Below are 21,592 nucleotides of genomic sequence, written 5' to 3'. Positions count from 1 at the left end.
GGTTGTAGATTTCCCTTCATTGGGGTAAAATTACAAGTTAGATTAAGATAGATCATTCGGGGGGTTAGGACATGGAAACAGGTACATCGCGAGTTAAAAGAGGCATGGCAGAAATGCAAAAAGGCGGCGTCATTATGGACGTCATGAATGCAGAGCAAGCAAAAATTGCTGAGGCTGCTGGTGCAGTTGCTGTTATGGCTCTGGAACGCGTACCTTCTGACATTCGTGCAGCTGGCGGTGTAGCACGGATGGCCGATCCTACAATTGTAGAAGAGGTTCTCAAAGTGGTAAGTATCCCTGTTATGGCTAAGGCTCGTATCGGCCATTATGTAGAAGCGAAAGTTCTAGAATCTTTGGGTGTTGATTACTTGGATGAGAGTGAAGTTCTTACTCCTGCTGATGAAGTATTCCATATTGATAAACGTGAGTTTACCGTTCCTTTTGTATGTGGAGCGAAGGATCTGGGAGAAGCATTGAGACGTATTAACGAAGGTGCCTCCATGATCCGTACAAAAGGTGAACCAGGAACAGGCAACATTGTTGAGGCCGTGCGTCACATGCGCTTTATCAACAGTCAAATCCGTAAAGTAACGAATTTGTCCAAGGACGAGCTATATAATGAAGCAAAGAACCTGGGAGTTTCCTATGAGCTGTTGCTCGAAGTGCATGAGCTTGGCAAACTGCCGGTTGTTAACTTTGCCGCTGGGGGTGTAGCTACTCCTGCCGATGCTGCTCTTATGATGCATTTGGGTGCTGATGGTGTATTCGTAGGCTCGGGTATTTTTAAATCGGACAATCCTGAGAAATTTGCGCGTGCGATTGTTGAAGCTACTACACACTATACTGATTACAAACTGATTGCTGAAGTATCCAAGAACCTTGGTGCACCAATGAAGGGGATTGATATTGCAACTCTCACCCCGGCTGAACGTATGTCGGAGCGTGGCCGTTAATAGAGAGAAGGTTGTAGGATGAAGATAGGAGTATTGGCGCTTCAAGGCGCTGTTACGGAGCATATTGTTAGTATAGAGAAGACCGGTGCAGAAGGCGTGCCTATCAAGCGTGTGGAGCAGCTAGAAGAGGTTGAAGGCCTGATTATCCCCGGCGGAGAAAGTACAACGATTGGAAAGCTAATGCGGAAATATGGTTTCATAGAAGCCATCCGTGATTTTTCTGATCAGGGCAAGCCTATTTTTGGCACATGTGCGGGTATGATCGTGCTGGCCAAAAAAATTGCCGGTGGTGAACCGGGGCATTTGGAGCTGATGGATATTACCGTAGCCCGGAATGCATTCGGCCGCCAACGGGAAAGCTTTGAATGTGATCTGGAGGTTAAAGGCATTGATGAGCCGGTTCGTGCTGTATTTATACGTGCACCGCTTATCAACGAGGTGGGACCGGGAGTTGATGTGCTTACAGTCTATAATGATGAGATTGTAACCGCGCGCGAAGGGAACTTGCTGGTGTCTTCTTTTCATCCAGAACTGACCGATGATTTCAGACTGCACCAATATTTTGCCGATATGGTAGAGGCGAATAGGGAAGTCCAACAACAAAATTGCATATAAAGAACATCCTGACTCTTTCAAAGCTGTAATCAGCATTTTGAAAGAGTTTAGGCTGTTTTCAGGAGGGAAACATTGTGTTAGATGTAAAAATACTACGTAGTGATTACGCAAGAGTGGAAGAGGCTTTAGAAAAACGGGGCAAATCGCTGGACTTAATTGCTGATTTTCCACAACTTGATTTGCGTCGACGTGAATTACTGCAAGAAACCGAAGGTCTTAAGAACCGTCGTAATACAGTTTCGGGTGAAGTAGCGAAAAAGAAAAAGAACGGCGAGCCAGCAGATGATCTAATTACAGAAATGCGTACAGTATCTGACCGAATTAAAGAGCTTGATGATGAAGTACGTGAACTGGAAGCTCAGATTGCTGATCTTACTATGAATATCCCTAATATTCCTCATGATTCAGTTCCAGTAGGGAAGTCTGAGGATGATAACGTTGAATTACGCCGCTGGTCGGAGCCCAAAGAGTTTGGATTCACTCCGAAATCACATTGGGAGCTTGCGCAGCAGCTTGATATTATTGATTTTGAAGCTGCAGCAAAGGTTACAGGATCCCGGTTTGTTTTCTATAAAGGACTTGGAGCACGTCTAGAACGGGCGCTGATTAACTTTATGATGGATCTTCACAGTGGTGAGCATAACTATGAGGAAATGCTGCCGCCTTACATTGTAAACAAAGACAGCTTGTATGGTACAGGACAACTGCCTAAATTCGAAGAGGATCTGTTCAAGCTGCGGGATACCGAATACTATTTGATTCCTACAGCTGAAGTACCGGTAACGAACTACTATCGCGAAGAGATTTTGACGGCAGCTGACCTGCCTAAATACCATGTAGCTTACAGCTCTTGTTTCCGTTCTGAGGCGGGCTCGGCGGGCCGTGATACTCGCGGTTTGATTCGCCAGCATCAATTCAACAAGGTAGAGTTGGTGAAGCTCACCACGCCTGAATCCTCTTATGAGGAATTAGAAAAAATGACAGCAGACGCTGAAAGTGTGCTGCAGCTGTTAGGACTGCCTTATCGTGTACTTGGGTTATGTACGGCTGATATGGGCTTTACATCGGCTAAGACGTACGATTTGGAAGTGTGGTTGCCTGAGAGTGGGATGTACCGTGAGATCTCCTCTTGCTCAAATACAGAAGACTTCCAAGCACGCCGGGCAAATATTCGTTTCCGTAAGGATCCAAAATCGAAGCCTGAATTTGTTCATACGCTGAACGGCTCTGCTTTGGCTGTTGGACGTACAGTTGCTGCAATTCTTGAGAATTATCAGCAAGAGGATGGCAGTGTTCTGATTCCAGAATGCCTACAACCTTATATGCGCAATGTAAAATCGATACAACCAAAAACTATTTAAAGATATAGTTGCTTTTTCTTTGCATTGTATGGTACAATCCTAATGCATGTGAAATTTAAATGCATTTGGAGAGGTACCGAAGCGGTCATAACGGGGCGGTCTTGAAAACCGTTAGGGTGCAAGCCCACATGGGTTCGAATCCCATCCTCTCCGCCATTCCTTTATGAACTTAAAGAATAATTAGATAGAAACCGTTCCCTCTGGGGGACGGTTTTTTGTTTTGTTTGGTAGACCGAGTTCTATTGAGAATAAAAAGCTTCATTTCTCCGCAATGTATTAGAGAAGGAGGATGATCATAATCATGGATAGATCATTAGAAGTTGATCAGCATAAGCTTGTTTCAGCCTGGCAGGAGCGTTTGCCGGCGTTGATGGATGATGGGGATAGTTTCAGTGTGCTGGCGGATAATGGGGATCCGAATAGCTTGCTGATTCATTTTAATGCGGCAGGTCATCAAGGCTATTCGCTGGATTTTCGCTGCAAGTATGTAGATAGCAGAGAAGTGGCAGTGGATCTGCTGGATGTGGAACAGAGCGGTCTCCATATTGATGAGCGTAGTGATGCCGTACAGCAGCTGGCACAGCAATACTCACGGCAAATTCACGAATGTGCTCAGGCTCTTCAGAACTTGACCAATCCTTAGGAGGAATGAAAATGTCGAAACCAAAAAGTATCCCTGTTCCTGGGGCAGAGCCAACAAGTGGTGAGCGGAGAAAAGACCATGCTCCTTCAGGTCCAGAACCGCTTTCAGGTTCTAAAAAGGTGAAACAAGCGAACCATGTTGACCACCATAATCCACAAGGTTAACAAATAAAAACGTTAAGAATTTTAAAGAAGTGTTTCTTGATTTTTACAAATGGTTTATCATAGGAGGGGGAGAGATTTCTTTTACAATGGGAGAGGAGAACAATAATGAACAAAAAGTGGGGTTTGTCGGCCGCTGCATTGCTGCTTACAGCAGCAGTAATTCTGCCGGGATGTGCAAGTAAACAGGAGGCGCCAAAAGAGGCCTTAAAATCAGCTGCTACTAAAGCGACTACAATGTCATCTTATGAGATGAAGAGTAAATTCACGATCAACGATCTTACGATCGAGACTTCTGACGCTGAATCTGCTGCAATGACTACACAGGTACTTAGTATGCTTAAGAATGCTGATATTACCATTGATGGGGTATATCAAGCAGAGCCAATGCAGACAGAACTAACTATGGTTCTGAATCTGAAAGGCGATATGAGCATGAGCTTTAATGTTCCTATGGTAATGACTGCCGAGAAGTTGTATGTTAAGATTCCATCTATTCCTTTCGTACCGATTCCTGAGACGATCCTCAATAAGTTTGTAGAGGTTGATCTGAAGGCGTTGGCAGAGCAGGAGGGTGCAGAATTTAACCCAAGTACGATGGATACTCAAAAAATGCAGAAGCTGTCTAATGAAGTGGTGGACACTGTCCTAGCTGAATATGACGAAGAAAAATATTTTAACGAGATTGATCCCAAAGATGCTAATTTACCAGAAGGTGTGGAAGCTAAACAAGTTGTTCAGTTCCAAGTGACTAACGATAATGTTAAAGAAGCAATCACTATCTTGGTGAATAATGCCCTGCCTAAAATTATTGATATCGTAAGCAAGGAAGAATACAAGGATATGCTGCAGATTAAAGATGCAGATCTAGCTAAGGCTAAAGAAGAACTGACATCAGGTGAAGCTAGAACTGAATTGGATAAGGGCTTAGCTGATCTTGATAAGTACCTTACCATCAACCAGTTCCACTATAATACTGCGATCGATAAAGATGGATACGCTGTGTATCAGGATTTATTGATGGATGTTAAAGTAAATGATCCGGAAGATGGCACAAAAGTGGCCTTCTCAGTAAATGGAACGGGCCAATACAGTAAGATCAACGAGAAGCCGGTATTCAAGATTGGTATCCCTCAAGGTGATGATGTAATTACAATGGATCAACTTGGAGAAGAATTCGGTGGTATGGGAACTTATTAATCCCAGTTCGCAAGATTAAGACCCGCATGATGCGTATATTATACGCCCATGCGGGTCTTTTTTTAGGAAAAAAAGTAGCACTCATTCCTGCGACAATGCAGAATCTTATTTCCGTTCCTCAGTCAGCACGTCTTCGGTTAAGATTGCGTAGGTTTGGTGATCCTGCCACTGTCCATTTATTTTAAGATACTGACGGGCGATCCCTTCAGGTTTGAACCCACTCTTCTCCAGGACTCTTCGGGAAGCTTCATTATGCAATAAAATAGCTGCTTGAACTCTATGTAGACCTAAGGCCCGGAACGCATAGCCGAGGACTAATCCGACTGCTGCTGTCATATAACCTTGTCCTTGCATCCGATGATCCATTAAATATCCTAAATCAGCATATTGTGCTATACCTCGTGAGACGTTGGACAATGTGATCTGACCGATTAGCTGTCCATCCAGCAGATAAATGCCGAACATATAAGCTCTGTCCTGTAGGGCGTCCTCAATACGCTGATTGATGATCTGTTGTTGACTCTCCAAGGTAAAGAAGTGATCATCACGTTTTGGCTCAAACGGTTCATGGGTTACCCGGTTATTTAAACGAAGCTCCAGCAGGCTCTGTGCATCCTTAAGCTCAAGTGGAGAAATATAGATGCCTTGAGAGGTATGATATAGAGTAAGGGTCATTTAGGAGTCCTCCTTTTGTTTTATTGGCTTTTTACGTAAACGGCGAAAGAAGGAGGTGAGTAGATCTGCACATTCTTCTTGTAAAACACCCTGTATTACCTCAGTTCTATGATTAAATCGCGGTTCTTCAAGCAAGTTCATGAGGGTCCCGGCACATCCAGCTTTAGGGTCAGGCGTTCCATATACCGTGAGAGGCACTCTGGACTGCACTATTGCTCCTGCACACATCGGACAAGGTTCTAGGGTGACGTACAGCTGGCAATCCAGCAGACGCCAAGAATTCATGACATTGCTGGCCTCACGAATGGCTACCATCTCTGCATGGGCTGTCGAATCCATTGTCGTTTCTCGTAAATTGTATCCACGTCCTATAATTTCACCATGTCGAACAATGACAGCGCCAATAGGAACCTCACCTAATGCCTCAGCTTTACGTGCTTCTGCGATCGCCTGCCTCATCCAATATTCATGAACCGCTTGTATATCTTCTGGCGATTCATTGGCTTTAATATTCAAGATCATCTTCCCTTCTTCTGTAACCATTGTACAACGAACAAATATTCGTTCTTAACAAAATGTGTATAACTCTGTGGATAACAGCCTACTTATACACATTTTTGTACACATCGGACTTTAATAATTTGTTTATATGTGCATAAGATGTGGATGGTTTCTTATATATTGTAGAGAAACACCTTTTGAATTTCAATATTTCGTGAATTAATAGGCTTGTTTTAAATGTCCTTTTCAAATGAGGGGGCAAAAGGTATGATGTTTATTATAGGCTCCGCAAGGATTTACCAGTGGATAAGAGGTGAATAACAGTTTGTCCATAAAGACAAAACTATCTGCTATTATTTTTGGAGCGGTACTGCTAATTTTAGCATTAAACCTGACATTTAACCTTTATGCCGCTCAGAATAATCTAAGAAATGAAAACGTAAATAATATGCAGATCACCGCTATGCAAATGGCTGTTTCTGTAGAACAAAGTAACTATAGCTCTAACTATGTAGAATATCAAATTGCGCATAACTTAAGAATGGCTGCCATCTTTGCCTCTAAGGAATTGGGTCCGGATTATAAGAATATAACCAATGCTCAACTTAAGGCCCTAACTTCCAAGTTGGGCGTGTCTAATATTTCAATTCTGGTAAAGACTGATAATGATATCGTGGTGACAAAGGCATCAAATCCTATTGATATTGGAATGTCCACTCAAGGTTGGGGGTACTGGTACCTTGCCCTTTTGGAGTTATTTGATAATCAGGAAGTCACTGTGGGACAAGGTCAGGCATTGGATCATTTTTGGTCAGGCCCATTTGAATATTCAACCTACAATCCCGATTTCATTGAGAAGTGGGGTTATTATCATGATGAAGCAAGTAACTACATCATTAATCCTGTTATTCTCAATACTGCGGCTAGTGAATATGTCAAAATCACCAATCCCGATCAAATTGTAGAGCGAACCAAAGAAGTTAATCCAGGGATTTTAGAGCTTACAGGATTTAATCCAACAACATTTGGTTTAGCGAGTATGGCGGGCGATGGAAGCGATGCATTTAAAAAGAAACTTGGCAACCGCCCAATTAAGTTCGGTACCTATACTTATGGTAATGTGGAGCAAGATAAAGCGGCCATTCTATTAGCTCAGCAGAAGCAGAAGCCAGTTACACTGGAGACGAGGGTACATGGGAAAAGAGTGCTCAAAAGCTTCATTCCTATTCAGAATCCTAAAATGGATCCTTACGTAATCGGTGTAGTTTTGGATTATTCTGTGATTTCATCCGTAGTTCATGAACAATTAGCCAATTATTTGACTACGTCTCTGTTGTTGCTGGCATTATTTTTGCTATGTAGTTACATACTTTCAGGTTTTGTTACTCGTCCAATTCAGGCTATACTTGCCAAAGTCAATGATGTAGCGCGAGGTAAGTTCGAACCTCCATTAAAGGTAACCTCTCGTGATGAGTTAGGTCAATTAGCCTTGCGGATTAACGCTATGACTTCTCATCTTATGCAACGCACCAATCGTCTTAAGCAGACGCTGGAAGAGAACCGGGCGGTTAAGGAGCATTTGGAATCCGTAATTAACGGTACGTCTGATGCGATTCATACGTTGGATATGGAGGGACGAATCACTAGCACTAACAGGGCCTTTGAGGAGCTGTATGGATGGAGTGCAACAGAAGTGATCGGCAATATGCCATATCTTGTACCCGCGACAGCGCTTAAGCAAGAGGAAGAGCGGCTTGACGCGTTAAGAAATGGTGCAGTTCTGCCGCCGATCGAGACAGTGAGACTTAAACGGGACGGATCATTAGTTGAGGTTAGCATTAGTACCTCGATAATTCGAGATGAAGAGGGTTATCCCCATTCCTTTATTCACGTTTCTCGTGATATGACGGAACGCAATCGAATGGAGGAGCTGCTTAGACGCTCTGAGAAACTAACTACAGTCGGCCAATTGGCCGCAGGAGTAGCTCATGAGATTCGTAACCCTCTTACCACATTAAAAGGATTTCTACAGCTTCAACAGGAGAAGGAGCTCTTGGTTCCGCTTCATGTAGAGCTGATGTTATCCGAGCTGGAGCGGATTAATCTTATTGTCAGTGAATTTTTAATCCTGGCTAAGCCGCAAGCCGTTCATTTTCAGGAAAAAGATCTTCGCTACATATTAGGTGATGTAGTTTCTCTATTGGATAGTCTGGCTCATCTACATGATATTCAATTTAGTACGAAATTCTCTGAACAACCTGCTACTGTACATTGTGAAGAGAACCAGCTGAAGCAGGTATTCATTAATATTGTTAAAAATGCAATTGAGGCTATGCCTGAGGGTGGCGTCATTTCAATGGAACTGTGGAACTCTGTGGATTGCGTCTTTATAGTAATCAAAGATCAGGGTGAAGGGATTCCAGAGGACGTGCTGCCTAAGCTGGGTGAACCGTTCTTCACGAATAAGGAATCGGGGACTGGTCTTGGGTTAATGATTAGCCAGCGTATTATTCAGGCTCATAAGGGTCATTTGGAAATACAAAGTGAAGTTGGCCGGGGGACAACCGTTATGATTAAGCTGCCTGCAGCTGGAGGGGGTACACCTTGGCTTAACATTAAGGATGAACGGAGTGAAGAACAACGTGAGAATTAATAAATTCATCAGTGAGACAGGGTACTGTTCACGCCGAGAAGCAGACAAGCTTGTGGATGCCGGCAGAGTTACGATCAACGGAGAGCCTGCTGTGCTGGGCAGTCAGGCTGTTCCGGGCGATGATGTGCGAATAGATGGTATAGCGCTTGAAACCTCAAGCCAGACGGTCTACATTGCTCTAAACAAGCCGGTAGGGATTACATCAACCACAGAACAGCATATCAAGGGGAATATTGTCGATTTTGTAGGTCATCATGAACGTATATTCCCGATTGGTCGTCTCGATAAGGATTCGGAAGGATTAATCCTGCTTACCAATGATGGCGACATCGTTAATAAAATTTTGCGGGCGGAAGGCCGGCATGAAAAAGAATACGTGGTTACCGTGGACAGACCCATTACGCCTTCTTTTATTACCGGCATGTCCAGCGGTGTGAAAATATTAGGCGAGAAGACGCTGCCCTGTGAGGTAACGCGTATTACGGAGCGTGTCTTCCGTATTATTTTGACAGAGGGCAAAAATCGCCAGATTCGTCGTATGTGCAGCGCTTTTGGGTATGAGGTTCGAAAGCTGCAACGCATTCGGATTATGAATATTCGCCTGGGGGCATTGCAAACGGGAGAATGGCGTGAGCTGTCTGCTGATGAGAAGAAAGAGCTTGGAGCTACGCTGAACTACGAGTTACTGTAGGAGTGTCATTACAATAATACAGTTCCATATAGAATGTAGTACTGCAACAAAAAAAGAGCTGTCCGGGGTCTAAGACCTTTGGACAGCTCTTTTTATTACCTTACGAAATCACTTATTCAGCAGAGGGAACAATCCCTGTAAACTCTTTGGTTTCTTGATATTTTCGAATAATGGAAACCTCTACCCGGCGATTCTTGCTTCGACCGGTAGCTGTGTCATTATCGGAAATAGGATGATATTCGCCGTATCCAATCGCACTAAATTTGCGTGGATTTAGATTTGTGTTCTGCAGCAAAATCTTCATGAACTGAAGTGCCCGATCCGCACTCAGATCCCAGTTGGATGAATAGTTGCTATTAGAAATCGGAATATCGTCGGTGTGCCCTTGCACTACTACATCATAATCCGGGAATTGCTGCAGCATCGTTGAGATGGATTTAGCTAATTGCCGCGAATCATCCTTAACAATGGCTTGGCCAGAAGCGAACAATGCGTTATCACTGATCGTAATCATTAGCTGAGATTGATTAAGCTTCGTACTGAGCAGATCAGTTAGGCCGTTGCTCTTAATATATTGATCGAATTGTTTCTTAAGCTTCTCTAAATCCTCTTGTTCCTTTTGTCGTAGCTTTGCCATTTCTGCTTCTTCAGCTTTCTTGGAAGTAGAGCTACCCATCTTATCATTTTTCCCTAGATCTTCTTGAGTCTTACTAGGCATTGCTGCCCGCTCTTCAAGAATACCTGTACCGCCATTAAGTGCGGAACTGAAGGCCTGACTCATCTCTTCAAATTTCTTGGCATCCGTTGCACTCATAGAATACATAACGATGAACAGAGCCACCAGAAGAGTCATGAGGTCGGAGTAAGGTAACAGCCACGATTCATCGGCATGTTCTTCATGCTCTTCGTGTCTAGTCTTTTTGCTCACCTGATCCACCGTCCTTCTCATTTAACTTAACGCGTTGCGAAGGTGTTAGGAATACAGCAAGCTTCTGATTGATGGCAATAGTAGATACACCGGACTGTATGGACAAAAGACCTTCGACCATCATCATTCGAACTTCGATTTCTTGTTTGGAGAGACGTTTCAGCTTATTAGCAATAGGATGCCATAATACGTAACCTGTAAAGATACCAAGCAATGTGGCGATGAAGGCAGCCCCGATTGCCGCAGCCAGTTTGTTCATATCACTCATATCAGCCAGAGCGGCGATGAGACCGATAACCGCCCCGAGCACCCCGAGGGTAGGAGCATACATACCTGCCTGTGAGAAAATGAGGGCTCCTGCTTTATGTCTATCCTCTGTGGCGTGGATATCCTCCATGAGGACATCGCGGACAAAATCCTGATCATTTCCATCAATAATCATCCGCATGCCGTTTCTGAGGAAGTTATCTTCTATTTCATCGACCTTTGATTCTAGAGCCAACAGACCTTCACGCCGTGTGATAGAAGCCCATTCCATGAACATAGTGATTAATTCGGGTTTACTGATTAATTTCTTTTTGATAAAAATCATTTTGAACAGACTTGGAATCTTTTTGACCTCGTTGAAAGGAAAGGCCATGAAAATAGAAGCTGCCGTACCCACCAAGATAATAACGTAAGCAGCGGGTGTGGCCAAAGCATGAAGTGGAGCGTGCTTGAGGATCATGCCCCAGATTACAGCAACCAAACCAAAAATTAAACCAATTATTGTTGAAATTTCCATTTTGCACCTCGTCCGTGAGATTTAAGATGTGTTCCGACAATGCCGCGTATATCATCCTTGAAACAGCGGCAGGGCACTCTGTGCGAAACCGAATTAACGTATATTCTTATTTATCGACATCATTCGGTTTTTTGTGAAGTCATTTTTTCGGCTATAATGGATAAGGTAAGTAATTATTCATCTGTGAAGAAAACGGAGTGATATACGTGGGTGTAAAGCATGGTAGAGATTACGGTGAAATTCTAACCGATTTGACCGAAGCCGTCGGACGAATTTCCGATGGATATTTATTTTTTGAGATGGATCCGGACGAGTGGCAGGAACTACCCCAAGAATCAAAGCTGGAGGTATGGGAAGCATTGGCTGAGGATCTTTTCTTCGCGCTGGGTAATGAACCTATGATTGAAGTGGGGAGTGGCGTAATTATTTACGATAAGGACACTCACCGCATTAATATTCTAGTTGGCGAAGAGGATTTGGCTTCAGTAGTTTTGATTTAGGCAGAGGAGACGTCTGGACGTAATTTGCCCGTAGTTAGTAGCCCGTGTTAAAATTGATAAAGCCGAGTTATAATCGCTGGGATTTGTGAATACATTTAATCGAAAATATCGCCTTTATCCTGGCACATCCCTTGGACCTCAGAAGCTAAGGGATGTTTTGTTTAACGCCTAAGACAAGTAAAGGGAACTACGCACTTTACTGCAATTTTTTGTAAGGGAGGAAACGAATTGTTATTTACGGAAGAGGAACTGCGTGAGGAGATCACCAAGCTGGAGGGCTGGAAACTGGAAGATAATGTTATGGTGCGAAAATATATGTTCAGCCAATATATGAAGGGCATTGCGTTCGTTGATGAAGTAGCCACGATTTCAGAAGCCTTCGATCACCATCCACATATTACGATTGATTATAAAACAGTTACCCTGCGCCTGAAATCTAATGAAGAAGATGGGATTACAGCTCTAGATCTTCGAGAGGCGCATGAATTTAATGAAGCTTTTGAAAAAAATCATTAGTTTAGCCAAAATCATAAAATAAACGCCCGTGCACAGATAGTCACCTATCTCATACACGGGCGTTTTTGGTTGCTTGGCTGGTTACTTTTTCTCTGAGAGCCAGAGTGCGACGTTGGCGATCTCTTCAGGAGCTAGCTTCTCCTTAAAGGAAGGCATTTGGCCACGTCCTTTGGTGACGATGCTGTAGATTTCCTCAGCGTCATGCTGACCGCCTTCATTCTGAAGACTTGGTCCAACTCCACCTTGAAGCTGATCGCCGTGACAGGTGATACAGCTGGCTTTCACGGTTGCTTCTGCCTTTGCCGCGTCCAGTTGAACTACCGGCATCGTGGGCTTATTTTCTTCTGCTACCTCTTCTTTACCCGGAAGTGTAAACATGAGTACTACCGCAAAGGCACAGGCGGCAAAAAACAAACCGCTCATGATCCATTTCTGCATCCCAATTCGTCCCTTCTATGTAAGCTGCTCCCTACATTATAGCTTATGGTGAAGCGTTATCATAGGGTTTGTGACAAAAAAATGAACGAGAATACAATCATTCTTATGAAATATCTGGTATTTAATATCATTTGTCATAGACCATGCAATAAAAAGGTTTGTCTCCTGTAGGTGTGCGGCGTTCATACGTATCTGTAATCGTAAATCCACATTTTTGATAAGTTCGAATGGCGCGTTGGTTCCAGGTCAGGACTTCCAGATCTATCTCACGATCAGGATAACGATTCAAGGCTGTCTGGACGATGGCATCTACGAATAGTTTGCCTAAACCATGGCCGCATAGATCGGGGCGCATCCCAACTCCTAAACGGACGACTCCTTCCATCGGGAACAACTGTGCGAATCCGCACAAAACCTCATTTTCATTTAATATGGAGATATATTGTTCCTCCCGGAGCTGCGGATCACCAAACTCGATGCCAAGAGCCTGCATCTGCTCCCACGGCATCCAGCCATAAATATTATATGGGGGCGTATAGCTCCACTTACAAATAGCTTCTCCGTGAATTGCCTCCATAGGAACAACATGAAAAGTTACCGAGGGATTTATCATAAGGTCAACGATCTCCTTTCACGAGGACATTGCTATATTACTAATTATATACAAAATGGGGGAGGTTCGACTCAGAAACTTTATATGAGGGGAATGTTTTACAAATTATGAGAGGGGTAAATAAGTAATAAGACAAAAAAACAAGCTCTCCTCCAAGAGTACCTTGGAAAAGAGCCTATGTACGTTATTTATTGCACATCATCATTGTCTTCCGATTCAGCAGCAACCGATTGGTAAGCGTCTGTGCTCATAATGCGCTTGGCACCAACGTAGCGTTTCACGTAGTAGCTATCACTCAGAGAGCTAATCGTAACACCGCGTGAGGTAGAAGCGTGTGCGAATTTACCTTCACCGACATAAATGCCGACATGGGAGACACCTTTGCCACTTGTATTGAAGAATACAAGATCTCCGGCTCTTATATCATCACGGGAGATTGCTGTGCCCATTTGATATTGGGAACCTGATTGGTGTGGAAGGTTAATGCCAATCTTATCAAACACATACATTGTAAATCCGGAGCAATCAAATCCGTTAGTGGATATACCGCCGGATACGTATTTAGTACCGATGGCCTTGTCAATCACTTTATCCATTTTGGAATCTGCGAAAGCGCTTCCTGCTCCGATGGTGAGGATGATGGAAAAGCTTAGTACTGCTGCTGCTAACTTCTTCTTCAAAAGTGTATACCCCTTCCAAATGCCTACGAGGTTAGCTTAAGGGTTCGGTTGAAGGTCCCCTATGACCCCTCTATATAATGGAGGTCAATTCACCCAAAGTTGGTTCCCCCGTTTTCCTAATAGTTAGGAAACTCGGCTCATACTGTTGATTAGGATTAGCTTGTAATCAATACATGACAAAACCTTTGTAAATAACAACTTAATGATTACAAAAATGTTACTAAAATCTCACTGCGCTAATTGTAACAAACAGAAAGCCGCTTGGCAATCGTTTTTAACATATTAATGCAGAAAAATTGGCATTTTTACGGTAGAAAGGCATATGTAAGCGTTAATAATGACCTAATTTTTAATATAATTGCAATTTTTATCAAATAAACGTGTTTCAATTGGGCTCTAATAGTGTAAAAATATATTATGGAATAAAGAAAAACCCGAATTTGATTACGGGCATAATCAGATTCAGGTTCATATAGTTGTAATTGTGAGGTTATAGTTGTGAGGAAGGTTTCAATCGAAGGCTACAGCTTGATAAGCTGAAGTACTCATTACTCTTTTAGCGCCAACATAACGATTGGCCCAGTAGGCCTGACTGAGTGAAGTGATGGTCACTCCACGCGAAGAGGACGATTGTGCGAATTTTCCGTTTCCAACATAAATGCCGACATGGGATACTCCATTGCCAAGTGTGTTAAAGAACACTAGATCACCAGAACGCAGATTGCTTTTGGATACAGCAGTTCCAACGCTATATTGAGCTTTTGATGTACGAGGTAAAGTAAGCCCCACATTCTTGAATACATACTTTGTAAATCCAGAGCAATCAAATCCGGCAGTGCTTGTACCTCCGGTTTTATAGGCAACTCCAATAGTTTTTGAGATTACAGAGTCCATTTTAGAGTCGGCAAAGGCGCTTCCTCCACCAATAGATAACGCCATTACAAGTCCTAGCGCCGCAGCGACGCATTTTTTTCTTAAATTATGTCTTTTCAAAAGATGTACTCCTTCCAAGGCCTGCGAGGTTAGCTTAAGGGTTCGGTAGAAGATTCCCTATGATCCCTGTAAAGCGAGATCAATTCACCCAAAATATGGTTCCCCCACTTCCCGGTGCAAAGGAATTAGGCGTGTTAAGCACCAGAGAATGACGTTTCGACAGTTACACTTACGATAAATACATTTAGTTATGTAGGAATCGTTTCAATTGATTACAAAATTGTTACTAATAGCACAGGACTTATTGTAACAGAGCTTTTACGATTTTGCAAATACTCTTAAGTTATCCGTAATGAGAAAAAGTCCCAGCTCCTGAATACAGGAATTGGGACCTTTTTATTATGTCAAATAAGGTTGATTTATTGTGGAAATGCTTTGCTACGCCATAGATGATATTGTGCAGAGATTCCCCACATTTTTAAGAGCGTAGAAGGTAGTGGTGAGATTTGCCGTATTATAAGTGCCGGTAGGCCGGGACAGAACAGACCCGTCAGTCCGCACACTAGCAGTAAGAGCAGGCCTCCCGCCCCAAGTACAATGGAAACACCTATAGCAGGAATCAGTGACCGCAAGCAGATGATCAGTGAGGAGAACATTCCTGTACCGCCGGTGTAACCAAACTGCATATATAGAAGAAACAGGCGCACGATAAAAATATATATAAGCCATGCCAATACGTGTGGTACTAAATGAAGTAACAAAGCGTAGTTAAACAAAGAGGATAAGAACAGCCCGTACATTTTTGGAGCAAGCCAGTAAAGCGGCAGCAGGGTCAGCACCCATTCGATTAGGCTAAAGACTAAGACAGGTAGTCCATAGATCTTCATGCCAGGGAAAAAGAACAGTCCACGCTCGCCCTTTCGCTCCTGGTGGAGCTCATGCAGCAATCCTGCCCTTATGAAAGGGGAAAGCAGAAGTCGCAAGACAACAAGCGCCAGAAGCATCCATAACCAAGTGCGTATCGCAGGGTCCGTATTCAAGCTGAACTGTCCCTCGATATAATACAACAGTCTGCCCATACCGCTGCCTCCGGCGTCTTTATCCGGATAGCGCAGTAGAATTGGAATAATAGCAGATCGGATGAAACCATACATAAAGTAGCCCCAGAGCAGTCGGTAGATGAAGAGCAGAATTAAAATATAAAATTGCTCCTTCATGCTTTGCCAGCCGCGGGTTATCGATGTTCTCACAATCATTCACCTCACCAGACAAGAGTTCCGAGCACGGTTTCAAGTAGTTTAGTTACACTTAATGTCCAGCGAGAGAGCGTCTTGGGCTCTATTTCCGCCAGCCTAAAGTTGTTTAGATGTTTGCTCTCCAATAAGATGGAATGTTCAGGGTCAATCTCAGCAGAGAGAAGAGGCTTATCGCTTAACAATTGAAACGTAGTCTCTACTCCTTCACCGTTCCAGACCCGCTGCACCGAAGAGCTGTCGGCGAATGTGAATTTCACGGGAACATCAACGTAATGGCTCCCTTTGTTTGAAATCTTCACTAATGATTCGTAGCTTGGAGCATCGCCGCTGTTATTTTTTTTAAAAGTAATCGTATCTACTGAGAAGTCAGGCGCTCCATCACCATAAATGTAATCATCGAAATAGGCCTGCCATGATTTTTTGGTTACCTTCTCAACGACTTTCTGAAAATCTGACGTAGCAGGATGCTGGAAACGGAACTTACGAGCGTAGGAGGACATGATGTTGTTCATTGCTTTGGTACCTACCTGGCGTTCGATATCTTTAAGTACAAGCTTGCCGCGGATATAAACATTTCGGCTATAGGAATCCGCCCCTGCATATTTCCACGTTTCCAGATTTAACGGCTCAGGTATAGTCACCAGGCTGGCCTGTAAAGGCAAATTAGACTTGATACCGTATTCTTGCTCCATAAGTCTGTCTTCGGCATAGGAAGTGAAGCTTTCATCCAGCCAGGCCTCCTCGAATTCATTACTGGCTACCATACCGTAGAAGTATTGATGGCCGATTTCATGAATGACGGTTCTTTCAAGTGAGGTATCTGGAGAAGAATCCGCGGCCCCAAAGGCTGTAATAAGGGTAGGGTATTCCATTCCTCCAGCACCGTTGCCCTCCTTAGGTGGGACGACAATAGACAGCGTAGAGTAGGGATAAGGACCATACCATTTGCTGAAGTAGGTCAGGGCAGCCTTGGCAGCCTGAAGGTAACGCTCTTTTAAATCTTTGTGTAGTGGGTCGAGATACACCTTAATTCGTACTCCAGGCACCTCCGGCGTAGAGAAGGCTTCCTCAGCTACTGTAAAATCAGGGGAAGCGGCCCAAGCGAAATCGTGGACATCATCGGCGTAGAACTGATATATTTTCTGATCTTGTTTGAGCTTGGCATTTTTTACAGGAAATCCGGTCGCAGCCACCGTATAGTTGGAAGGGACGGCAATCGTTACATTAAAGATGCCAAAATCACTGTAAAACTCAGAGGTTCCGTGATACTGATGCAGGTCCCAGCCTTCTTCTTTAACTCCGCGTGTGCCCCTCGGCTCGTATACACTAAGCTTAGGGAACCATTGCCCAGCCATAACGAAGTTGCCTGAAGCACCCATGCGTGCAAAGATTTTGGGCAGCTGGACTTCATACTGAAGCTTAAGTGTTACACTTTCCCCACCATTAACAGGCTGAGGAAGATGTACCTTTAGGAGCGTCCTATCGTTGATATTGCCGTCATCAGGTTGGACATATTGCACTCTTTGCATTAGCGAAGTTCCTTCTGTCGTGCGCAGATCGGTCAGCGTCATATTTCCGAAGCCATTCTCAGGCATACTGTCGCCTCTGAGCGTCCCCCCGGATTCCTTCATAAAGGTGGTATCTGATGAGGCAAATGCATTTGGATACATGTGAAAATATAAATCACTTACTGGCTTTACTCCGGGGTGTGTCCAGGTTACTGTCTCAGAAGCTTTTAAGGTTTCTGTGTCAGGAACAAGCTGGACATCAATGTGATACTCGACTACCCGCTGGCTTAAAGCCTCCTCTGCCGGGACGGGCGCGCTCTCAGGCAATACCTGCTGTGGTACGGCTGCAGGCGCTGTGCCGCTGGAGGACTTGGCCTCTTTTGAAGCAAAGCTAGTAACAGAAGCTGTAGAGCTATCCCCTGAAAAGGCCCATATTCCTCCTCCCAGCAGCGCGAGGATGGCCAGGGTCGCAAAGATGATGTACTTTAATGATAGTGACTTCATAGTGTGATTCCTCCCGTGACAAGCATCTACGGGATGTATATGTTTGCAATCGCCGCATTATTAGCTAAAATTAAATTATTCGTAAGAGGAAGGGTGTGCACTCGTGGACAACATACAACCGGAGGGCAAGAAACAGATTGCCTTAAATATTGTGAACGCTAAAAGTAAACATAAAGGCTTTGGAGCTGGCTCTATAGATCTCAACAACGTTTCACCTGTCATTATTGATGGTGATGTGGCGGTTATTGATATCGGTGCCATGCATGCCAAGAGCAAAGTGGAAAAAGGAATTAAATTTTCCATGAATCGTGAAGACGTACCGAATGGAAGACAGGTTTGGGTGGTATGGGTAGCGGTAGACCGTACATTGGAAGCTCAATTTTATGGTGGAATCACAGCCTGTGAAATGTGGATTGATACAGAAGCGCGCCGCGGATGGAAAATTCTTGCCGAGCATGTCAATAAGCTGGATGCAGCTCTTAAACGCAAGATCGATGTGGCAGGGCTTGGAGCCATTGAGAAGTCGGCTCTCAAATCCCTTCTGATCTCTCATAATGAAGCATGGTGGAATGCATCCTCAGATGAGCTTAAAGCTGCACTGACTGAATAGTATAGGAGCCTCCAGAAGGGTTATCCGATATAGAAAAAGCTTCGACCTCCGGAAATAGGAGCGTCGAAGCTTTTTTAATTTATGATTTGCTTGTGCTGCTAAGCTTGCGTTTGAGCTGACTCACTCTCGCTTGGCTAATACCGAGGATTTCTGCAAGCTCTTTTTGGTTGGCATAGGGATGATCTTCAATAGCTTGTTCCAGACGTTGGCACATTTCCTCTGTCTTCGACTTTCGGATGCTGGTGTTGTGCTCAGGTGCCTCAACAACAAAATCCTCACGTGACTCTGGCAATTGAGACATGCGTTCAGGATCGACAATTTCTTTTAGACAGTTGCTACAAATAAACTGCTCTTTATAGTAGGTGACATGGTCGTGGCTTCTGCAAAATGTACACTCTGTCGAGGTGTACTTCCTAAGGACGATGATTTTTTCGTCTAAAACAAAAAATTCGATAGGATCACCAATGTCAATATTACGCGTCATACGGATTTCTGCGGGAACCACAATTCTCCCAAGACTGTCTAAACTCCGGATCATGCCTGTATCCTTCATCCCATGTCCCTCATTTACATCATTATATTTTGGTTTCTAATAACTATTATAGCAGTAATTGAGAGTTAAGAGAATGGGGTAAGCATAATAAATAAAACGGTTACATCCCTTGTGCGATAAGTGATATTTGAGTTTGGCAATCCTGTTGTTACTACAATATATAACTTATAAAAAAGGAAAAACCCCTTCAATATAAATGAAGAGGCTAATTCAACCACCAGCGTTTAATGTTCTTCCACAGGGAACGGTTTTCTTCGGCAGAATCTACCTTACTTTGTGTGTCATCGACAGCAGGAGCGGAGCCTGTGCCATGCAGTTCGCAGTATTCGGTGGGCTCAGTTCCACTAATAAAAGTTTCCAGTTCTTTGTCGGGACATGCTGCTGTAGCAAGTTTGCCGGATTGCGGATTGACGTATACGCTGACTACTCCATCTGGAATAGGGAAAATTTTTGGAGGGACATTTTCCAGCGCTTTTTCAGTAAATTGGGCGAAAATGGGGGCTGCGCGCCGTCCGTCGGTAGTTGCGATGTCGCGCCCCTTGTCGTAACCAACCCAGACTGCAGTTGATAGCTCCGGGGTGAAACCTACCATCCAGCCATCTGTATCCGTGGTGCCGGTCTTGCCGGCTACCGGACGTTTGATTATCGAAGCCACACGATTACCCGTCCCCCCAGTCTCGAATACTCCCTCCATTAAACGAGTCAGTACATAGGCAGCTGAAGGTTCTACGACGGTTACTCCTTTGGGTTGAGGTGCTTCATACAGGACCATGCCATTTGAATCGGTTATTTTTAGAATGGCTGTGATCGGCATTTTCTGACCGCCGTTTCCAATTACAGCGAAAGCTGCAGCCATTTCAAGCGGACTGATCGGTGAAGTGCCTAGAGCCAGTGAAGGTACGCTTTGAAGTGGACTGTCAATGCCCATCTTCGCAGCCATTTCGCTTACTTTATCCGCGCCGATCTTCATAATTGTATTAACAGCATAGATATTGTCGGATGCTGCGATAGCTTGCCGCATATTAATTTCACCCAGATACTTATCCCCAAAGTTTCGGGGCTGATACGTTTTGCGGTTGTTATCATAATGAAACATCGTTGGCTGACTATTAAAGACCGAAAGTCCTGTCATCTCTTTGGATGAGAGTGCGGCCAAATACATAATCGGCTTAAAGGAAGAACCCGGCTGGCGTGTGGTGGCCAAAGCATGATTGTACTGGTTGGTACGATAATTTTTTCCGCCGACCATTGCTTTGATGTAACCGGTGCGAGGATCGATGGATACAAGTGCAGTCTCCAGATCACTAGTTTGATCCATCTCTTTGTCAGCGGCATTTTCTGCGGCATGCTGCATGTCAGGGTCAAGGGTGGTATAGACATTTAATCCGCCTTGCTCCAGCTCATCATTACTGATGTGGAGAGACTCTATGGCCAAATTGCGGATATAATCCCGGAAATAAGGCGCAGCTACAAGCGTATCCTTTTGTCCTTGCGGCTTGAAGTTTAAGTTCTCCTGGTCGGCTTGTCCCGCTTCTTCCTGAGTGATATTGCCTAAATTGGCCATGACGGTCAGGATGATTCTCTGGCGCTTTTTAGCATTGTCCATGTGGTTGTAAGGTGAATAATAGGTAGGTCCCTTTGGAATTCCAGCCAGCATGGTACTCTCTGCCAGGTCTAAATCCGCTGCAGATTTACCAAAATACATCCGTGAGGCTGCTTCAATGCCGTAAGCACCGTGGCCATAGTAGATATTATTTAAATACATGTTCAGGATTTCATCTTTGCTGTATTTCATCTCCAGCTGCATCGTATAGACAGCTTCTTTAGCCTTGCGCGTCCATGTTTTTTCATGGGATAGGTAGAGGTTACGTGCGAGCTGCTGAGTTAGCGTACTAGCACCCTGCGACCGGTTTCCCTCTTCCAGATTGACTAGAACAGCTCGCGCCATCCCCTTCAGATCAAATCCGGAATGTTCATAAAATTTACGATCCTCGACTGCTAGTGTAGCTTCAATGAGCAGGGGAGAAATTTGACTTAATTTGACGGGTTCGCGGCTGCGGCCGTCTGAGGTAAAGGTGGCAAGAACATTGCCCCGGGAGTCAAACAGCTTGGAGCGCACATCATCGCTAATCGGTGGAAGATCTTTTTGATATAGATAACCGAGCAGAGCTCCGGTGGTTAATACAAATAATATGATCAAGGCTGCCAGCAGCCGAAATAAACGCCGGAAGCGGCTTTTTCGTATCGGTGGATTCGTTGATTCGCGTGTCATGGCACCAGACTCCTTTCTCTCATATTATGGGGAAGGATCTGGAA

General features: G+C 44.2%; 23 protein-coding genes, 1 tRNA gene and 2 riboswitches. Of the genes, 12 read left to right on the top strand and 12 right to left on the bottom strand.

The genetic code is table 11. From position 1 onward, the window contains the following. Positions 1-71 precede the first annotated feature (71 nt). The 7 genes from pdxS to MHH49_RS09460 all read left to right on the top strand — a co-directional run bounded on the left by pdxS (position 72) and on the right by MHH49_RS09460 (position 4,933). Positions 72-953 carry a pyridoxal 5'-phosphate synthase lyase subunit PdxS gene (gene pdxS / locus MHH49_RS09490; RefSeq protein WP_076148021.1) on the top strand — a complete coding sequence of 294 codons (882 nt, stop codon included), beginning with the start codon at positions 72-74 and terminating at the stop codon, positions 951-953. Between the two features lie 18 nt (positions 954-971). After that, positions 972-1,568: a pyridoxal 5'-phosphate synthase glutaminase subunit PdxT gene (gene pdxT, locus MHH49_RS09485; protein ID WP_036679979.1), complete on the top strand. Its 597-nt coding sequence runs from the start codon at positions 972-974 to the stop codon at positions 1,566-1,568. A 74-nt stretch (positions 1,569-1,642) separates the two neighbouring features. Further along, entirely contained in the window at positions 1,643-2,929 is a 1,287-nt protein-coding gene (gene serS, locus MHH49_RS09480; protein WP_038568043.1) for a serine--tRNA ligase, read from the top strand. Between the two features lie 67 nt (positions 2,930-2,996). After that, positions 2,997-3,085, top strand: a tRNA-Ser gene (locus tag MHH49_RS09475). Positions 3,086-3,230: 145 nt separating this feature from the next. Next, complete coding sequence (locus tag MHH49_RS09470) at positions 3,231-3,572, top strand: hypothetical protein (protein WP_036679977.1); 342 nt, start codon at positions 3,231-3,233, stop codon at positions 3,570-3,572. 11 nt (positions 3,573-3,583) lie between these two features. After that, complete coding sequence (locus MHH49_RS09465; protein ID WP_036679976.1) at positions 3,584-3,736, top strand: small acid-soluble spore protein P; 153 nt, start codon at positions 3,584-3,586, stop codon at positions 3,734-3,736. A gap of 105 nt (positions 3,737-3,841) precedes the next feature. Continuing rightward, positions 3,842-4,933 (top strand): hypothetical protein, encoded by a 1,092-nt coding sequence (locus tag MHH49_RS09460; protein WP_038568046.1) that lies wholly within the window; start codon positions 3,842-3,844, stop codon positions 4,931-4,933. Positions 4,934-5,038: 105 nt separating this feature from the next. Here the strand turns inward: MHH49_RS09460 and MHH49_RS09455 are convergent, their stop codons facing one another. After that, complete coding sequence (locus MHH49_RS09455; RefSeq protein WP_339211067.1) at positions 5,039-5,608, bottom strand: GNAT family N-acetyltransferase; 570 nt, start codon at positions 5,606-5,608, stop codon at positions 5,039-5,041. After that, positions 5,609-6,124 (bottom strand): tRNA adenosine(34) deaminase TadA, encoded by a 516-nt coding sequence (gene tadA / locus MHH49_RS09450; RefSeq protein ID WP_256721116.1) that lies wholly within the window; start codon positions 6,122-6,124, stop codon positions 5,609-5,611. Positions 6,125-6,434: 310 nt separating this feature from the next. Between tadA and MHH49_RS09445 the strand changes: the two genes are divergently transcribed. Beyond that, entirely contained in the window at positions 6,435-8,762 is a 2,328-nt protein-coding gene (locus tag MHH49_RS09445; protein ID WP_341138109.1) for an ATP-binding protein, read from the top strand. Continuing rightward, positions 8,752-9,453, top strand: a complete 702-nt coding sequence (rluF, locus tag MHH49_RS09440; protein ID WP_036679985.1) for a 23S rRNA pseudouridine(2604) synthase RluF — start codon at positions 8,752-8,754, stop codon at positions 9,451-9,453. The genes MHH49_RS09445 and rluF overlap by 11 nt, the downstream gene beginning before the upstream one ends. Before the next feature lie 112 nt (positions 9,454-9,565). Here the strand turns inward: rluF and motB are convergent, their stop codons facing one another. Next, positions 9,566-10,381 (bottom strand): flagellar motor protein MotB, encoded by an 816-nt coding sequence (gene motB, locus MHH49_RS09435; protein ID WP_036679969.1) that lies wholly within the window; start codon positions 10,379-10,381, stop codon positions 9,566-9,568. Beyond that, entirely contained in the window at positions 10,365-11,165 is an 801-nt protein-coding gene (motA, locus tag MHH49_RS09430; RefSeq protein WP_036679967.1) for a flagellar motor stator protein MotA, read from the bottom strand. The genes motB and motA overlap by 17 nt, the downstream gene beginning before the upstream one ends. 206 nt (positions 11,166-11,371) lie before the next feature. On the opposite strand from motA, the gene MHH49_RS09425 reads away from it, so the two are divergent. After that, entirely contained in the window at positions 11,372-11,665 is a 294-nt protein-coding gene (locus MHH49_RS09425) for a hypothetical protein (RefSeq protein ID WP_036679966.1), read from the top strand. Between the two features lie 228 nt (positions 11,666-11,893). Then, positions 11,894-12,181 (top strand): 4a-hydroxytetrahydrobiopterin dehydratase, encoded by a 288-nt coding sequence (locus tag MHH49_RS09420; RefSeq protein ID WP_036679964.1) that lies wholly within the window; start codon positions 11,894-11,896, stop codon positions 12,179-12,181. Between the two features lie 81 nt (positions 12,182-12,262). Here the strand turns inward: MHH49_RS09420 and MHH49_RS09415 are convergent, their stop codons facing one another. The 6 genes from MHH49_RS09415 to MHH49_RS09390 all read right to left on the bottom strand — a co-directional run bounded on the left by MHH49_RS09415 (position 12,263) and on the right by MHH49_RS09390 (position 18,113). After that, on the bottom strand, positions 12,263-12,619 hold the full coding sequence (locus tag MHH49_RS09415; protein ID WP_036679962.1) for a c-type cytochrome: 357 nt from the start codon (positions 12,617-12,619) through the stop codon (positions 12,263-12,265). Between the two features lie 127 nt (positions 12,620-12,746). After that, entirely contained in the window at positions 12,747-13,232 is a 486-nt protein-coding gene (locus tag MHH49_RS09410) for a GNAT family N-acetyltransferase (RefSeq protein WP_036679960.1), read from the bottom strand. Between the two features lie 188 nt (positions 13,233-13,420). After that, on the bottom strand, positions 13,421-13,912 hold the full coding sequence (locus MHH49_RS09405) for a C40 family peptidase (protein ID WP_036679958.1): 492 nt from the start codon (positions 13,910-13,912) through the stop codon (positions 13,421-13,423). A 5-nt stretch (positions 13,913-13,917) separates the two neighbouring features. Then, positions 13,918-14,060, bottom strand: a riboswitch (cyclic di-AMP (ydaO/yuaA leader). A 362-nt stretch (positions 14,061-14,422) separates the two neighbouring features. Next, positions 14,423-14,851, bottom strand: a complete 429-nt coding sequence (locus MHH49_RS09400) for a C40 family peptidase (protein ID WP_052097401.1) — start codon at positions 14,849-14,851, stop codon at positions 14,423-14,425. Positions 14,852-14,908: 57 nt separating this feature from the next. Then, a riboswitch (cyclic di-AMP (ydaO/yuaA leader) is annotated at positions 14,909-15,047 on the bottom strand. Between the two features lie 217 nt (positions 15,048-15,264). Next, a complete protein-coding gene (locus MHH49_RS09395; RefSeq protein WP_341138108.1) occupies positions 15,265-16,095 on the bottom strand; it encodes a hypothetical protein in 831 nt (276 codons plus the stop codon). 11 nt (positions 16,096-16,106) lie between these two features. Then, a complete protein-coding gene (locus tag MHH49_RS09390; protein ID WP_076100083.1) occupies positions 16,107-18,113 on the bottom strand; it encodes a M1 family metallopeptidase in 2,007 nt (668 codons plus the stop codon). A gap of 103 nt (positions 18,114-18,216) precedes the next feature. Between MHH49_RS09390 and MHH49_RS09385 the strand changes: the two genes are divergently transcribed. Continuing rightward, complete coding sequence (locus tag MHH49_RS09385) at positions 18,217-18,723, top strand: YwhD family protein (RefSeq protein ID WP_036679953.1); 507 nt, start codon at positions 18,217-18,219, stop codon at positions 18,721-18,723. Between the two features lie 79 nt (positions 18,724-18,802). Here the strand turns inward: MHH49_RS09385 and MHH49_RS09380 are convergent, their stop codons facing one another. Beyond that, the gene (locus MHH49_RS09380) at positions 18,803-19,276 is read right to left on the bottom strand and encodes an AbrB/MazE/SpoVT family DNA-binding domain-containing protein (protein ID WP_076106037.1); all 474 of its coding nucleotides are present in this window, start codon (positions 19,274-19,276) and stop codon (positions 18,803-18,805) included. 205 nt (positions 19,277-19,481) lie between these two features. Further along, positions 19,482-21,548 carry a transglycosylase domain-containing protein gene (locus tag MHH49_RS09375; protein WP_341138107.1) on the bottom strand — a complete coding sequence of 689 codons (2,067 nt, stop codon included), beginning with the start codon at positions 21,546-21,548 and terminating at the stop codon, positions 19,482-19,484. Between the last annotated feature and the right edge of the window lie 44 nt (positions 21,549-21,592).

This window comes from Paenibacillus sp. FSL F4-0122 (genome assembly GCF_038002845.1).
Lineage (GTDB): Bacteria > Bacillota > Bacilli > Paenibacillales > Paenibacillaceae > Paenibacillus_AQ > Paenibacillus_AQ odorifer.
The sequence above is the reverse complement of the archived record's forward strand: the minus strand, read 5'-3'. Positions and strand labels throughout refer to the sequence as shown.

Excerpts from the sequence above, each read along its gene's own strand:
- pdxS (WP_076148021.1), top strand. The coding sequence starts at position 72 with ATGGAAACAGGTACATCGCGAGTTAAAAGAGGCATGGCAGAAATGCAA.
- pdxT (WP_036679979.1), top strand. The coding sequence starts at position 972 with ATGAAGATAGGAGTATTGGCGCTTCAAGGCGCTGTTACGGAGCATATT.
- MHH49_RS09470 (WP_036679977.1), top strand. The coding sequence starts at position 3,231 with ATGGATAGATCATTAGAAGTTGATCAGCATAAGCTTGTTTCAGCCTGG.
- MHH49_RS09465 (WP_036679976.1), top strand. The coding sequence starts at position 3,584 with ATGTCGAAACCAAAAAGTATCCCTGTTCCTGGGGCAGAGCCAACAAGT.
- MHH49_RS09460 (WP_038568046.1), top strand. The coding sequence starts at position 3,842 with ATGAACAAAAAGTGGGGTTTGTCGGCCGCTGCATTGCTGCTTACAGCA.
- MHH49_RS09455 (WP_339211067.1), bottom strand. The coding sequence starts at position 5,608 with ATGACCCTTACTCTATATCATACCTCTCAAGGCATCTATATTTCTCCA.
- motA (WP_036679967.1), bottom strand. The coding sequence starts at position 11,165 with ATGGAAATTTCAACAATAATTGGTTTAATTTTTGGTTTGGTTGCTGTA.
- MHH49_RS09415 (WP_036679962.1), bottom strand. The coding sequence starts at position 12,619 with ATGCAGAAATGGATCATGAGCGGTTTGTTTTTTGCCGCCTGTGCCTTT.
- MHH49_RS09410 (WP_036679960.1), bottom strand. The coding sequence starts at position 13,232 with ATGATAAATCCCTCGGTAACTTTTCATGTTGTTCCTATGGAGGCAATT.
- MHH49_RS09400 (WP_052097401.1), bottom strand. The coding sequence starts at position 14,851 with ATGGCGTTATCTATTGGTGGAGGAAGCGCCTTTGCCGACTCTAAAATG.
- MHH49_RS09390 (WP_076100083.1), bottom strand. The coding sequence starts at position 18,113 with ATGAAGTCACTATCATTAAAGTACATCATCTTTGCGACCCTGGCCATC.
- MHH49_RS09380 (WP_076106037.1), bottom strand. The coding sequence starts at position 19,276 with ATGAAGGATACAGGCATGATCCGGAGTTTAGACAGTCTTGGGAGAATT.
- MHH49_RS09375 (WP_341138107.1), bottom strand. The coding sequence starts at position 21,548 with ATGACACGCGAATCAACGAATCCACCGATACGAAAAAGCCGCTTCCGG.